Consider the following 13,717-nt stretch of genomic DNA (forward strand, 5'->3'; position numbering starts at 1 on the left):
TCTCGACGTATTACGCGATGGTGAGACGCCCCATCGAATGGCCGATGTCGTTGATTGCCGCCACCATGTCTTTGCTAACGGCGTCCTTGAGCATGTCCTTGATGAATCCGCCGTCGATCTTGATGTAATCGACCGGCAGATGCTTCAGATAGCCAAACGAGGACATGCCAGCACCGAAGTCGTCGAGCGAAAACTTGCAGCCGCGCTTCTTCAACTCGCGGATAAATCGCGCGGCGGCCGCGAGATTGGCAATCGCCGTGGTTTCGGTTACTTCGAAGCAGATGGACTCGGGGGCGATGGTGCTCAGTTCGAACTGGTCGGTCAGAAATTGGAGGAAGCGCTCGTCGCCGATCGACGCTCCCGACAGATTGATCGCATACTGAACGCCCTCGGGATTGCCTGTCCTGGCGAGCGTCGCAAACACGGCGCGCACGACCCAGCGGTCGATCGCGGACATCAGTCCGTACCGCTCGGCAGCGGGCAAAAAGTAGTGGGGCGATACGATCTTGCCGCCGTCGCCGACCATGCGCAGCAGCACTTCCATGTGACGTGGATGCTGCGCGGACTCGTCGAAACTGTCTGCACGCTGGACCGCGCGGACCTCCTGAGCGTAGAGGCAAAAGCGATTGTTCGCCAATGCGTCCTTGATACGACCACACCATGACATGGCGCTCGCATGACGCGTGAGTTCCTTGTCGCCGCGCACGGCCAGGTGCACGCGATCGCGCCCGCGCTCCTTGGCGAGATAGCAGGCGATATCGCCGAAGCGCATCGCGGTCTCCATATCGAGCCCGCGCAGATCGACCAAACCGATGCTCACGCTCGTCGACAACGTGTGTGTCTCGCACGACCACTGGAACGCGGCGACCTCTTGCCTGAGGCGCTCGGCAATTTTCATCGCGGATTGCTCGTCGCAATCGGACATGAGCGCGGCGAACTCGTCGCCGCCCAAGCGCGCAAGCGCATCCTCTTCACGAAGGCAATGCCTGAAGAGGGCCGCCACCTCACGCAGCATGGTGTCGCCCGCCGCGTGGCCGTAGGTATCGTTGACCACTTTGAACTGGTCAAGGTCGAGGATCATCAGCATGCAGGGGCGCTGCGCGCGCTCGATGTCCGATTGCGCGTCGAACAATGCGGACAGGCGCCGCTCAAACTCCGTGCGATTGAACAAGCCTGTCAAGCCATCGTGCGACGCCTGCCACGAAAGATTCGAAACGTATTCGCGCTCGCGGGTCATGTTCCGTAGCAGCAGCACGGCGCCGGTGATCGTATCGGACGTATCGTGCACGACGGACGTGATGGCTTGAACCACGGTCTCTGTGCCCTGTCGGTTGGTGAGCACGAGATCGGTGCTCGGGTCCCACGGCTCGGGGCCGCGCAACGCCTGTTCGATCGGATCAACGGGACGTCGGTCCCATTCGCGCGCGATGGAGACGATTGCAGTCAACTCGTGCCTCACGCAGCCGTCGGCTTCGCGACAGAAGAGGCGCTCTGCGGCGGGATTGATGAATTCAACGAGACCCGTTGGCCCGACTGAAACGACGGCCTCGCCGATCGAGCCGAGCGTGGCTTTCGCGCGCGCTTCGCTCCGCCTCAACGCGTGCTCTGAGGCAAGTCGCGCGGTAATGAAGCGGCGGGCATACCACACGGACAAGGTAACCAGGAGCGCCGCAACGACGACGTTGATGCCGAAGAGTAACAACGCAGTTTTTCGGAACGCGGAGCCCAGCACGTCGGCGAATGCGCGCGAAACTGGCGCAATCGCCGAATTGATGTTCCAGATTTCGCCCGTCAAGAGCTCGACGTCGATCTGGCCGGGTGCGCCGGCGGACTTGGCGACGCGCAGTCTTTGGCCGGTTGCGACAAGCTGGTCGACGAGCGCGTCGCCGCGTGTCCAATACGTGACAGCGTGTTCAAAGTAGCTGTCGCGGCGGAAGGTCCGGAAGACCCAGATGACCGCGCTGACGTCGGCGGGATCGACGCCGCTTTCGAGGAGCGCCTGTCGGGCCGTACTGAGATCGGGATCCAGACCTTCGAGCGCGAGCCGGGCACGCTTCAGATTGAGCGGATAGGCGATCGCACTCTCATATTGGCGAAAGGCTTCTTCGTCACCGGCCTGTGCATAGCGGATGAGATAGAAGACTGCGTCCTTTTGGCCTTTCGACCACGTGCTCTCACCACCGATATACGCGCGAACAGACGACATGATCGAGAGGCTCGTCGCGACAAGCGCAAGCAGCGAGGCAACGACTGCCAAAAACGGCCATGTAGTCTTGAACAACTGTCGATTGGTCTTCGATGCCGCCGGCATATCGAGCCTTGTTATCGGTTTCTCTGCACATGGCGACAAAAAGCGTCCCGCCGCAAGGCGCCGTCGAATTATTTCGAACGATCGTCTTTTGCGGTGAAGTCTGTCGCTTCGATTTATAACGGCGCGAGGAATATGAACTTGAGGCTCTACTCGAAAACCTCAAGGGCCGAATAGTACCTGCAAGAAGCCGATCAAAGGATTTGATAATAAGAAAGAGTGCGAACTGTTGTTTTTATCCACTGAGCATATTGTTGCTCCTTCGAATGTGTTCGCGGCCATGCAGAGGCTGGAAAACCCTCGGCTATTCAAGAGCGATCGTGCGAATTTAATGTAGTAGGTGATTACCTTGTTCAATGTCCGCATAGCTCAATACCGGCTAGCGCTTGCATCGTAATTCGCGAAACTTCGCGAAATTCGTGTCAAGTACGTGGGATATCGAAGGTAAAGATGAGGTCTGTGAACATTCCAACAATGCCAGTGGCAGGAGAGCTGTTCCCTACGCTCTTGCCGATGTCGTGTTCGCCCCGCCGGGTTGACGCATCCGTTTGTCTATCGCGACGGCCTGTTCCATCATGTTGAACGGCTGCGGCTCTGCCTGTGTTTAGGGAAAGCTGCGCGCCTCCGGGCTTCGCTGCGTTCACCTGCGGTTTTGGTCGCGAAGCGGCGTTATATCACTTTTCAAAAATAGAAGAGGTTTGGCGATGAATCAGCAACTAATTCTTCATCCCATCATTGTCATGTTTATCCTGACCGGCACGGTTTGGCTGTTCATGTACATCAGGCGCCTCGTCTATATTCTCGGCAACAAGATAGACCCACAGAGCGTGGCCACGCCCGAGCTTTTGAATTCAAGAATTCCCGCCAATATCAACAGCCCGTCCAACAATCTGAAAAATCTTTTCGAACTTCCAGTACTTTTCTATACCCTTTGTCTCGTTTTGATATTCACTCAAAGGGTCGATGAGGCCTACCTTTATGCTGCCTGGACATATGTCGGTTTGCGCATCCTTCATAGCGCCATTCATTGCACGGTCAACATAGTCATGTGGAGATTCATAGTCTACGCCTTGTCGAGCCTTGTTCTGTGGCTGATGGTCATCAGGCTCGCACTGCAGATGCGGTGAGACCTTATCCGTTCGTGTGCTCGAAGCGATGCTGCCCGTTCGTTTTTCCACGCTTCGCTCGAGCGCTTGTCGCAAACGTTCATCGCTGACGCCCACTGTCCGAAGCGCTGCGTGGATTGTCTTCAGGCGCATAGTCGGCGCATCGGACGGGCGTGGTGCCGATATTCCACGCCCCGACGGCGAAAGTCACGTCGTAATGCCTCGTTGCCGCGACACATGTGTGTGCCGTTGTTCTACAAATCCGCAAATTGGGCGAGCGGAGCGACATTGGGCCAATATGCGAGAGATTCGGACGCCGCGCGACGGGCCGCCGCAACCCATCGGTGAGCGCGAGCGCGTACCAAACCGCAAACCATGCACCCCGACCCTGATCCCATGCCTAGATTCCATGAGGACGGCTTAGCCTTCTTGCTTTGACGCTGGCCCTCACGCGTACGCGCCGCTCTGCGTCTCGGAAAGCAACGATGCGACGAGGCTCTGGCCTTCATCTGTATCCAGCAATTCGGATAGGTCGTTGTCCGCACAGTGCCGGATTCGGCTGCTCGACCCATCGGTCAACCCAGCGCGCGGCGTCAAATTCCTCGGGATTCCCGGATTCTGCGACGATCTTTTCGACTTGCTCGATTTGCTTCAACAGCCTTGCGGGGCGCTGCATCGACTTGTCTTGCGTGGGCATCGCCCATTCTCCATTCGGCGTTTCATCTTAGCGCGCGCATATACCCCGCGCGACAATCAGTATCGTATCGTCAAGGGTTCAGGATAGTGCTGCGTAAGCGAATATCCAGTCGGATCCACTACGAACGCAGAGATGTCCGAGGAGGACGCGGTGCACTGGCTGATGTTGGGATTCTGGCGGACTGACGAGACGTGAACCGTCGAAGTGTTTTCGCCGATGGAGACATACAAAACGACGTCCGTGCCCCTCCTGACGGCGATGGCGGGCTGAGCGCTGGCGTAGTAGAAAATCACCGGGGGCCCGCTGCAGTCACTCGATGCATAAGGAATGAAACCAGTCGACGCCCATTGCCACTGTGAGGCGGCTACTTGCGAACCGTTGTTCGCGCGTCCGATGGCCGCGAACACCACCGCGTCGTTAATCTCCAGATACACCCCATCACCGCCTGAACTCGTTTCGAGCAGCCCGACGAACTGCCCTTGAGCATCGAAGACTTTCGGTATGTGCGGGTTCTGTCCTCGGCCATGTCGCCCCTGGTCCGAAGGTTCATCGGCACTCGAGGAGATGCCGTAAAACAATAAAAACGAAAAGATGATGATGTGGCGCATGGCAACCTCCGTGGGTCTCGCGGGGACGAATGGGGACGATGCGAACGGGCACGAGTGAACGTGCTCTTCAACGAAATCGGGGGTACAGCTTGAGCCGGGAAGGGTCCTGACGGGAGCGGTCAGGGACGGATTGGGACTTTGATTCGGTCGGAAGAATAGTTGGTTTCCCGGGCGATTTCAAGAGGCCGAAAGGATCTTAGGTGACTGACGGGACCATGCCAGAAACTTCGCAACTGCTTCCTTCGACAAACGGCTATTACGACATTCCGAAGCAGGCCGACGGGTCGATCGAAATCTTGTTTGGCCCGCAAAAACCACTGGATGTAGACATTCGACGACTACGCAAGCCTCATCAGCAACACCAAATTGTCGCCGAAATAGCGAAGGCTTTTCGCAACGGATGATTAGTTTCACGCTGACTGCGGCCAAATCTGTTGCGTGCGGGAACGAAGCCGAAAAGGCGACACGACGTGTGTTGATTTCCCGCCCTGGAAAAACTTCGCTGGTGCTTCTGGCACGACAAGCTTGAGAAGGCTAGGAGTCGGATGCAGAGAATCCTGACCATCTGTCGGGTGATCGCGCTGAAACGTCGGGCGTTGCGGAATGCCTAGCGCACCTTGACTACCGGACTCGAGAGCTTGTGGCGGACGTGGAAGACAACGGAAGGGCGACGATCAATTACGGCGAACGACGTCGCCAAGGCAAACCCACCTCGACCACAACAGCCGAGTCTGCCGTCAACCAAGTCCTAAACCAGCGCAGGTGCAAGCGTCAACAAATGCGCTGGACGCCGATCGGAGTTCATCTGCTATCGCAGGTCCGATACGCGATGATCAACGGTAACCTCGTCGAAGGACTTGCGAGATACGAGCCGCTAAGGAAACTCTTGACACGTGAAGCTGCCGGGTTTCCGAAGCAACTGCGCGTCAACGGTTGGTGCGCGGCCGCCGCGACGCGCTGGAAATCAATCCCGTGATGCTTGTAGAACCGGTGATCCTCGGTCGCAATCAGGGCGTCCACCACGTGCGGCGACATCTGGTTGAGCGTGACAACCCACTCGCGATTGAGTGGCTTGAACTCGGTGATCACATCGCCATCGGCAGAAAGGATCAGCGCGGGACGGCAGCGAGCGCCAGTGCGATGCCGCGACGCCGTGATGCCCATGCTCCCTACCAAGTCCGCTCTCACCGACGCGCTTGTCGCTGCAGCAACTCGCTGCTTACGCTGGCAGCGCTTCGCTGGACTGCTCGCGGGCAAGGTAGTGGGCGTACCACTCCGGCCAGTTGTCGTCGTGCTTGCCATCATTGCGCTTCTCATACTCGCCATGCGCAGCGGCGGCACGCCGCAGCGCGGCCGCGAGGTCGTTTGGCGACGAGAACTTCGTATCGGCGCTCATACGACCGGGTAGGCGCGTGGTGACTTCTTGTAGCAGCCAGCTGTTGCCGTCCGGGTCGCTGAACCTGGCGTACGAGGAGTAGGTGTTGCGCTGCGGTTGCGGACCGCTCTGTGCGGGTTCGCCGGGGGTCAGGTGGAACACTTCACTTACGTCCACGCCCAGGGCGACGAGTTCGGCGCGAGCCGCCTCGATGTCGGACACCACGAGATAGAGCTGCGCCGAGCCTGGAGTTGCCGTTGTGACTCCCTTGCCGAAGTGGATCGAAGCGGGCGAGCCCGGAGGCGTGTATTGCAGGATTCGGAAGGCTTCTCCCTTGTTGATCTCAGCGTCAAGCTTCCAGCCGAGGTTGCCGTAGAACCGCTTGGCGCGATCGACGTCCGAAACGGGGATGACGACCACTTCGAGCTTCAGGTCGTTCGTGGCAGTGATGTTCATGATCAAACTCCAATCAAAGAGATGGCTTGAAGGGATACGGCCGACGTATTCACATCGGCTGCCGTGCTTGCTTCCTTGGCGGGTGCCTCGCGGAATCGGGGTGCCGGGGCAGCAAGACAAGGCGGTGATCGGGAATGGGGCAATCAAGCGGGCACGCACCGCTGGGCCTCGTTGCGGCCGAGGCCTGCGGGCGGCTGCACCTGCGCCAACGCAGGCTGCTTGCGGTGATCAGCGCCGCGGCCGCTACGATTTGATTTCATATAAGAATCCTGTAATTGCATTGGTTCACAGGCGGCACCAGGACCTTGAATCCCGAAGCGCCGAGCCCCTTTTGGCGTTGGGTCACGAGTTACGCAGCGACCGGAAGGCGGCGCGTATCTCTTCGGCAAAGAGCCGAGGTTGCTCCCACGCCGCAAAGTGGCCGCCTTTCTCTGCTCGGTGGTAATAGACGAGGTTGGGGTAGGCCTTTTCTGTCCAGCTCCGCGGCGCCTGGTATTGCTCGCCAGGGAACACACTCACGGCCACCGGGATCTTGACGCCTTTGGCGTTAAAAAAGCCGCCCTTATATTCCCAGTAGAGACGAGACGCAGATACCCCGGTATTCGTCAGCCAGTACAGCGTGATGTTGTCGAGGATCTCATCACGCGTCAGTTCGCCGGTGGCGCTCGTGGTCCGGTTCAGAGCCGAGGCGACCGCCGCAGCAGGCTGGCCATCGGCGTCGTTGTGGTCGAGGAGCCACGCGGCGAGGCCAACGGGTGAACAGGCAATGCCGTAGAGCGTCTGCGGACGCGTTCCCATCAACCGGGCGTAGTCCACCTGCTTGAAAGTCTTGGCGAGCTGCTCATAGGCGCGTCGTTCCTCGGCGGAAAGGCCGACTGGCGCCGGGGCGCCGATCTGGAGCGCCTTGTCGACGTCGGCTGGAACCGTCGCGGGCATGTTGGTGTGGATGCCGAGCAGACCCTGGGGAGCCTGTAAGCCCATTTGATCGACGACGAACGCGCCCCAGTCGCCCCCTTGAGCGACGTAGTGCGTATATCCGAGACGGTGCATCAGTTCCGCCCAGGCGCGGGCCATGTGCTCGGGCCCCCAGCCAGTGGTCGTCGGCTTACCAGAGAAACCGTAGCCGGGCATCGACGGGATGACGACATCGAACGAGTCTTCAGCCTTCCCGCCATAGGCTACTGGGTCCGTTAGCAACCCGATGAGCTTAGTTTGCTCGAGCACAGAGCCAGGCCAGCCGTGATTGATGATTAATGGAAGTGCGTTGGGGTTCTTCGAGCGAACATGGATGAAGTGAATGTCTACCCCGTCGATGGTCGTCATGAACTGCGGAAGGGCATTCAGCTTCGCTTCAGCCTTGCGCCAATCGTAGTCCGTCGCCCAAAAGCGCGCGAGCTTCTGCATCGTCGCGAGCTGCACGCCTTGCGAGGCGTCGGTCACAGTTTCGCGCTCGGGCCATCGCGTCGCCTTCACGCGTCGGCGCAGATCGGCGAGTTGCGCTTCGGGCACGTGAACGCGCAGCGGACGGATCGCCGTCTTGTCGCCGCCCGGCACTTGCGTGATCGTGGCGTTGCCCGTGTCTTCTGTAGGCTCAGCGAACGCGAGCCGGCCGAATGCGCCCGCGGCGGCGGTGGCCGCGGCAACGCCGATGAAGCGACGGCGCGAGCGGGTTTCGAGAGAAACATCGTTCGACATATGAACCTCCTGTGTTCATGGGCGAGGAGGCGCGATGCGTGCTGCGGCGAATCAATTTTCCGGCATCGTCTTGCGGCCCACCGGCCGGCGAACCTGAAACGCGTCACCACCTCGATGCGCTGCGGGACTTTCCGCAGCAGGTAACGCGAGTATGTGCATATGCACAAAGATGGTAAAGGCAACGCAAGGTACTACACTATTGTCGGGCAGGCATTAATCCGGCTCGACCCTTCGCGTTTCTCAACGCGCGACATCGGGCGCGACATGCGCGTTCCTGTCTGGCAGGTACTCCGTATCCAGCGAGGCGAACCAGTAGTACAGCGGCGCAGTCAGCGGGGGCCGACGAGCCACGAGAGGTCGTCGCCATCGAGATACTTGGGTGCCGGCCCGGCGTACATTGGCGTACTCATGAACTGAATCTGCACTACGATACCGATTGCATATGCAATCAATTCCTGCGGATTGAAGCGGCCATAGATGCCACCGTCCACCTGAGAGGATCGGTGGAATGTCGTACTTGCCCTTGCGAATCATTTCGAAGCCGATTAGGTTGATCGCGGTCCGCGGCACTAGCACGAGGAGCAGGGCAAGCACGAGATCGACGAGATTCGCGACGAAGTTCGTTGATGACGCTGACTATCCGTCAGGTAGGTCAATTGCTGGCAGCGGGGTGGCGTTGCTCTTTTGCGATGAGCCACAGCGCTACGACGGCACCGAATACGAATGACTGTATGATGTGCATCATGCGCTGGACCGCAGCAGAACAAGGTTGTTCCCGTTCCCCGTTGGCCAGCAGGAGTTGCTCGCGAAAAAAAGTGCGATGCAGGTCGCGGGTGATCCGTCACTGTCTCGCCCCGGCTACCACAGCGTTGTGAGCGTGTGTCCTTCCCATCATCGCGTTTTCGAATCAAGGTGTGGGCGGCGCAGGAAGCATCATATCGGTGAATGTCGGTGAGCGTATTGCTATACGAGTCAAGGCGGAACAAAGACGCAAGAACGCTCACCCGATGAAGCCGGAATGGGACCATGCTTCCATGCTAGAGCGGTTCGCGGCCGTATTCTCGCAGTTCGGGCTCGAAGAATATCCATCTTGCGGATGGGAAGCGCTCCTTCAAGTCGTTCTCGATCCGGTCGTTCTGATCCGCTGATTCACCGACGAGAAGTGATTTGATCTCGCGCATCGAGAACAGAGAGGTGGCCATCAGGACAAGGCCGACGCCGACGTTGCCCAGCGCATCTTAAAGCTGGATTCTCGTGAGGACGGCGGTGCCGATTGCGATCAGAGAGACAAGTACTCCCGCTACTGCGGCGAGATCCTCGCTGACCGCGAGCATCACGGACGGCTTGTCGCTTTCCTTAAACCAGTTCAACAGCCCTTAGCGCGATGTCGAGGATCGATGGTGCGAATGGAGCCTCTGAGAGCGAGCGCCTCGATCACTCCTGATACGCACAATACGCCAACCGCTAAAAGAGGGCTCTCAAGCTGTGAGTGATGTACCGCTCGAAACCCTCGTATAACGATTGAGGCAACGCCACCAACGATGAAGAGCTGCATCGCAACCAGCATCCCATAGACATAGGTCTCGCGGCCGTACCCGAATGGATGCTGCTCGTCAGGCGTGGCACGCGCCGCACGATGACCGACGAGCAGGACAATTTGGTTCAGACAGTCCGCGCTCGAGTGTACCGCCTCAGCGAGTGCGGAGCCTGAGTTGGTGGTAGAAGGCGACGCCGAATTTGCACGCAGCTACAGCGATATTCGATGCGAGGGCGTAATAGATCGCGCGTGGCGCAGATGACGTTTGCTTCCCGGACCCGGCGGACCGCATGATCCTATCTCCTTTTTCGCATCGAAATCGAAAAGTTCCCGACCTTGGAGAATGAGGGAGCAAGAAGCAGACCTCTAGACGCCGTCGTCTGGCAGAGCGCCGGAGATCCTGGGACATTGTCGCTCTTGCAGCCTTGTGGGTGTGGACGATGTCCTCGTTGCGTTTTTACGCGGTTTTTTCTATCCGACCGGTCCACCGCCGAGGCGGCCATTTCAACGTGCCAGAGCTGATCGGTGCCTCAGGGTGGTCGATGGCGGTCCGTGGGCGCAGCCGCGGTCACAGCCACGCAATTTTTTTGTTTCTGGACAGAATTCGCAGGCTAGGACGGAAGTTGTAGGGACCCCTGGCGGATCACCCTGGAAAAAGCCAACTTCTAGCTATGTCGAACAGACTCAGAGCGACTTCAAAACAGATCAACCCGATTACATACCATTCTAATTTGTGGATGTTCTTGTTCTCCACAATATCCGCTAAGGTTTGTACAGTGTCGGAGATAAGAGTAAGCTTTCGCTCCAGTGCTGCGTGACGCTCATGCAGTTCAAATTCATCCTCGAGCGCGGCATACAGGCCGCCAAGCGATGGAAATTCCCAGAGGATTTCAGGTTTGTCACCGATCTCGGCACGCCCGACCATGCGGTGTTCGATCAGTATCAGGTTGCCTATTTTCGATAAAAGCGATTTCGAGTCTGCCTTTACTTTGCCCGAGCTAGCCAGTTCACGGGCAACCGGGGCGATACCGTCAAACTTTCCCGCGACCTCCTTCTCATATAGTGATAAGACGAGGCTCTTGCCGAGGACGTCGGCGATGATCTGTATCTTCTCCAATGTGATTCTGTCCAACGACACCGCGTCACTCTGCACTCCGGTGCTAGGCTCTCCATTGTAAATATCGAGTTCCTCGACCTCCGGACTGTCGTAAATGTTCGTTACAATGTTTCCGAGGGAATCAATAAAAGCTGTTTCATCTGCATTGCTAAGACCGAAAAATACAACTACGCCATAACGAAACAGAACTGCGATGCCCTCGTCGGTTCCGATTGCGACTGTCAGCGGCGTGGTCCCCATCGGCCTAGGGACCTTATAGCTTTTCAGATCTAGCCGGTCTCCAATCAGGCGTGCACGGGCTTTAACGTGTTGCCGGGAGTCGAGAGCGATATGGTTCATGTCCTTTCCACCAAGCGGACGTATTTTGTCATCCGAGGCGGCGGTTGTGAGTTGTAAAGAATTCTGCGGGCGCGCACGCCTTTCGCCAGCCCGGCGGCAGCACAGTGCTCGCGTGGGTGCTCAAACCGCCCGCGTCGATCACGCTGGCCGCCGTTCTTTACTGGCTTTTCAGCGCCCTATTCTGGCCGGCGATGATCAGGTATTCGCCGGGCGGCCCGTCTTCACCGTTTCCAGCGCCTTGATGGCCGCGACGAGGCGCTTGTCGGGCGCGGCCTCCAGCATCGTGAGCGCAGCGCGCAGTAGTTCGCTCTTCTTCACGCGCACGCCGTTGTCCTGACACTTCTGCTTAAGCGTGGCGAGTTTCGCGTAGTCCGACTTGGGCATCGTGAAGCTGTCGCGCACAACCTTTTCTTTCTTCACGCGCTTGGTTTTCGATTCGGGTGTCGCTTGGTTCTTGGCGGCGTTATCCGCTGTGGCCGTCTCTACGGCGGGCGTTTTCGCGGCTTCTTTCTTTGCGTTCTTCGGCGTCGTGGCAGGCGCTGCCGCCGCCTTTGTTCGTGCCTTCGTCTTGGGCGTGGCCGATGCCTTCGATCGCGTCGTCTTGCCGGCCTTGCCGTCGGACTTTTCGGTGGCCTGGACCTTGTCGGCGCTGCTCTTCGGGAAATGGAACGCCTTCTTGGACGGCGCCTTGACTTGTGGTGTGGTCATCGGTTTTCTCCTGTCGTGTAGGTAAAACAGTATATACGGTTTATTGGATTGCGGACCGCGCGGGCTCATTTCGGAATCGAGGGTGCGAATGCCTTGCCCTTCAACGGGATAAGCGCTCGGCCAGTAGGTTGTCGACATGGTTGTCCACCGAAACTGTGGACAAGCACGCACGGATCGGGACCCTGGCGTGGCAAAAGGTGGTCGGAGATTTCGTCGCCTGGTCTGCCTCGGCGGCGTCGTTGAACTTCGCGTGGAGGCAGCACATTCACCCTCGGCGTGTCTCGCATTGCCCTTTGCAATCGAGTTGCAGAAGGTCAGCGAGACATCCGCTGCATAGGTCTCGCGCAATTTCTCCGGCGGAAGGAAGAAATACTTGTCCGGTGTTGCCCGCATGGCATCGGCGGGTAGGGCGAACCGACGGGAAAACGAAGAAGCCCCATTGACGACTCAAGTCGAGGCTAAGGGATACGGCAGCGTCGATACTTAGTTTCGACACCAGAAAAGCGCAGCGCTACTGCATTTAGTCATTTATGGATGAGGCACGTACTGCGTTCCTGCGCCTGCTTTCCATCGACCTTGGAAGGCCAGTTAAGCGTCACGCGGTGTTGACCACGATGCCTTCGTCAATTGACCGACTACATCCGTAGCATGATGTCCTGTGAGTCGCGGTACGCCCGGTCAGGCGTTGTCTCGATCGCGTTGCGAGTGTGAGTGTGTTCGCACGCATCGGTGTGCTGCAGGGGGTGCGCAATCTTGAAGAAGCTGGAATAATTCGATCCCGTTTTTTGGAGCACGGCAATGAATTCTTCCTCAGCAGAATCGAAAACGGAACTGAAGCTTTCGCAGCCGACCGTCGCGGACGGCGAGATACATTTCTCAGCGTTCGGGCCCGGCTGGGGCTTTTGCTCTTATGTGGTACCAGCTGGCGTGGCTATGCAGTGTCTCGGCGCCAAGGATCTGTCTGCGTCGCAACTCCATCTCGCGTTCCAGCTCAATCGGCAGCGCATCACTGCGGCAGTTGCCGAAGGCGGCATTGAGGATCCCGGTAGGCGCGTGATTCTTTCGAAGATCTAATACGCGGTCTTGCATCGCTTTGCCGAGATCCGCCAATCGCTCGGGCGACCGAAGCTTACCCGCTGGCAGGAGGTTGGTGGGGCGTCGACTATCTGAAGGCCGGACTACTTCCTGAGCCGTTGACTCATGAGCTTCACGATATCGATCGTCGGCCCGCTGGTGATGAGGCGAGGGATGTCGTCGAGGTGAACCCAGCGGCACTTGGATATTTCGTTACTCGGGCGAGCCTTGGCGCGATCCGGGATCTCGCATGTGAACACGTGATGGTGTTTCTGTTTGCCACGGAAGTCGAAGAGGTGCTCGGCTGACTTCCCGCGTAGCCGCGTTTCTTCCTTGAGTTCCCGAAGCGCGGCGGCCGAGCGATGTTCCCCGCGCTTGAGGATTCCGCCCGGCAAAGCCCATTTCGATTGACGACGTGCGACCAGGAGGATCCGCTTGCCTCTGCGACAGACCACGGTGGCGCGTTTCTTCAATCCGAGCTCCCACTTGTAATCGAGGTATTTTCGAGGCGCTTGATGCGCTGATCGTATCGGGTCGTGCTGTTTTAGCCAGGCATCCTAATACAGAACTGCAGAAGATCGGTAACGTTGCGACTTGAGGGCGGTATTTGCACCACACTTTACTGACTGGTGCATCAAATAGTGCTCTTTTTTCTCAGGCAGCGTAACGGACGTGTCTTTCCTTAAAGAGATTGCGA

The 13,717-nt window shown here is 58.3% G+C and carries 13 protein-coding genes and 3 pseudogenes; 4 read left to right on the forward strand and 12 right to left on the reverse strand.

The features are described 5' to 3' along the window. Positions 1-10: 10 nt before the first annotated feature. Positions 11-2,206, reverse strand: coding sequence for an EAL domain-containing protein (locus AWB78_RS19730; protein WP_198399302.1), 2,196 nt, complete (start codon positions 2,204-2,206; stop codon positions 11-13). 806 nt (positions 2,207-3,012) lie between these two features. On the opposite strand from AWB78_RS19730, the gene AWB78_RS19735 reads away from it, so the two are divergent. Beyond that, positions 3,013-3,435, forward strand: coding sequence for an MAPEG family protein (locus AWB78_RS19735; protein WP_062607271.1), 423 nt, complete (start codon positions 3,013-3,015; stop codon positions 3,433-3,435). A 484-nt stretch (positions 3,436-3,919) separates the two neighbouring features. Here the strand turns inward: AWB78_RS19735 and AWB78_RS19740 are convergent, their stop codons facing one another. Together AWB78_RS19740 and AWB78_RS19745 are read right to left on the reverse strand one after the other, a co-directional pair. Beyond that, the gene (locus AWB78_RS19740) at positions 3,920-4,111 is read right to left on the reverse strand and encodes an antitoxin Xre/MbcA/ParS toxin-binding domain-containing protein (protein ID WP_062607273.1); all 192 of its coding nucleotides are present in this window, start codon (positions 4,109-4,111) and stop codon (positions 3,920-3,922) included. Between the two features lie 56 nt (positions 4,112-4,167). Continuing rightward, on the reverse strand, positions 4,168-4,719 hold the full coding sequence (locus AWB78_RS19745; protein ID WP_062607275.1) for a hypothetical protein: 552 nt from the start codon (positions 4,717-4,719) through the stop codon (positions 4,168-4,170). 200 nt (positions 4,720-4,919) lie between these two features. Between AWB78_RS19745 and AWB78_RS43615 the strand changes: the two genes are divergently transcribed. Both AWB78_RS43615 and AWB78_RS49735 read left to right on the forward strand, forming a co-directional pair. After that, on the forward strand, positions 4,920-5,123 hold the full coding sequence (locus AWB78_RS43615) for a hypothetical protein (RefSeq protein WP_074173482.1): 204 nt from the start codon (positions 4,920-4,922) through the stop codon (positions 5,121-5,123). A 44-nt stretch (positions 5,124-5,167) separates the two neighbouring features. Continuing rightward, positions 5,168-5,578 (forward strand): annotated as a pseudogene (locus tag AWB78_RS49735) (ISKra4-like element ISBte2 family transposase); the annotation flags it as partial. Here AWB78_RS49735 and AWB78_RS49330 read toward each other — a convergent pair. From AWB78_RS49330 to AWB78_RS19780, 8 genes and pseudogenes are all read right to left on the reverse strand, one after another. Continuing rightward, positions 5,521-5,841, reverse strand: a pseudogene (locus tag AWB78_RS49330) (transglycosylase domain-containing protein); the annotation flags it as partial. The pseudogenes AWB78_RS49735 and AWB78_RS49330 overlap by 58 nt on opposite strands. A 97-nt stretch (positions 5,842-5,938) precedes the next feature. Next, the gene (locus tag AWB78_RS19755) at positions 5,939-6,550 is read right to left on the reverse strand and encodes a VOC family protein (RefSeq protein ID WP_062607279.1); all 612 of its coding nucleotides are present in this window, start codon (positions 6,548-6,550) and stop codon (positions 5,939-5,941) included. 342 nt (positions 6,551-6,892) lie between these two features. Further along, on the reverse strand, positions 6,893-8,245 hold the full coding sequence (locus AWB78_RS19760; RefSeq protein WP_062607281.1) for an epoxide hydrolase family protein: 1,353 nt from the start codon (positions 8,243-8,245) through the stop codon (positions 6,893-6,895). A gap of 240 nt (positions 8,246-8,485) precedes the next feature. After that, positions 8,486-8,875: pseudogene (locus tag AWB78_RS43625) on the reverse strand (cytosine permease); the annotation flags it as partial. 407 nt (positions 8,876-9,282) lie between these two features. Beyond that, on the reverse strand, positions 9,283-9,447 hold the full coding sequence (locus AWB78_RS48380) for a hypothetical protein (RefSeq protein ID WP_232477752.1): 165 nt from the start codon (positions 9,445-9,447) through the stop codon (positions 9,283-9,285). A gap of 164 nt (positions 9,448-9,611) precedes the next feature. Next, on the reverse strand, positions 9,612-9,992 hold the full coding sequence (locus tag AWB78_RS48385; RefSeq protein WP_332460107.1) for a cation diffusion facilitator family transporter: 381 nt from the start codon (positions 9,990-9,992) through the stop codon (positions 9,612-9,614). Positions 9,993-10,425: 433 nt separating this feature from the next. Next, positions 10,426-11,238, reverse strand: a complete 813-nt coding sequence (locus AWB78_RS19775) for an RMD1 family protein (protein ID WP_062607284.1) — start codon at positions 11,236-11,238, stop codon at positions 10,426-10,428. A gap of 195 nt (positions 11,239-11,433) precedes the next feature. Continuing rightward, positions 11,434-11,946, reverse strand: coding sequence for a hypothetical protein (locus AWB78_RS19780; RefSeq protein ID WP_062607286.1), 513 nt, complete (start codon positions 11,944-11,946; stop codon positions 11,434-11,436). Between the two features lie 798 nt (positions 11,947-12,744). On the opposite strand from AWB78_RS19780, the gene AWB78_RS45805 reads away from it, so the two are divergent. Further along, on the forward strand, positions 12,745-13,020 hold the full coding sequence (locus AWB78_RS45805) for a hypothetical protein (protein ID WP_074173483.1): 276 nt from the start codon (positions 12,745-12,747) through the stop codon (positions 13,018-13,020). Between the two features lie 104 nt (positions 13,021-13,124). Here the strand turns inward: AWB78_RS45805 and AWB78_RS19785 are convergent, their stop codons facing one another. Continuing rightward, positions 13,125-13,493, reverse strand: coding sequence for an NUDIX hydrolase (locus AWB78_RS19785; RefSeq protein WP_062607288.1), 369 nt, complete (start codon positions 13,491-13,493; stop codon positions 13,125-13,127). Positions 13,494-13,717: the final 224 nt, after the last annotated feature.

The sequence above is a fragment of the Caballeronia calidae genome (assembly GCF_900044055.2).
Classification (GTDB): Bacteria; Pseudomonadota; Gammaproteobacteria; order Burkholderiales; family Burkholderiaceae; genus Caballeronia; species Caballeronia calidae.

Excerpts from the sequence above, each read along its gene's own strand:
- AWB78_RS19730 (WP_198399302.1), bottom strand. The coding sequence starts at position 2,206 with ATGTCGTCTGTTCGCGCGTATATCGGTGGTGAGAGCACGTGGTCGAAA.
- AWB78_RS19735 (WP_062607271.1), top strand. The coding sequence starts at position 3,013 with ATGAATCAGCAACTAATTCTTCATCCCATCATTGTCATGTTTATCCTG.
- AWB78_RS19740 (WP_062607273.1), bottom strand. The coding sequence starts at position 4,111 with ATGCCCACGCAAGACAAGTCGATGCAGCGCCCCGCAAGGCTGTTGAAG.
- AWB78_RS19745 (WP_062607275.1), bottom strand. The coding sequence starts at position 4,719 with ATGCGCCACATCATCATCTTTTCGTTTTTATTGTTTTACGGCATCTCC.
- AWB78_RS19755 (WP_062607279.1), bottom strand. The coding sequence starts at position 6,550 with ATGAACATCACTGCCACGAACGACCTGAAGCTCGAAGTGGTCGTCATC.
- AWB78_RS19760 (WP_062607281.1), bottom strand. The coding sequence starts at position 8,245 with ATGTCGAACGATGTTTCTCTCGAAACCCGCTCGCGCCGTCGCTTCATC.
- AWB78_RS48380 (WP_232477752.1), bottom strand. The coding sequence starts at position 9,447 with ATGGCCACCTCTCTGTTCTCGATGCGCGAGATCAAATCACTTCTCGTC.
- AWB78_RS19775 (WP_062607284.1), bottom strand. The coding sequence starts at position 11,238 with ATGAACCATATCGCTCTCGACTCCCGGCAACACGTTAAAGCCCGTGCA.
- AWB78_RS19780 (WP_062607286.1), bottom strand. The coding sequence starts at position 11,946 with ATGACCACACCACAAGTCAAGGCGCCGTCCAAGAAGGCGTTCCATTTC.
- AWB78_RS45805 (WP_074173483.1), top strand. The coding sequence starts at position 12,745 with ATGAATTCTTCCTCAGCAGAATCGAAAACGGAACTGAAGCTTTCGCAG.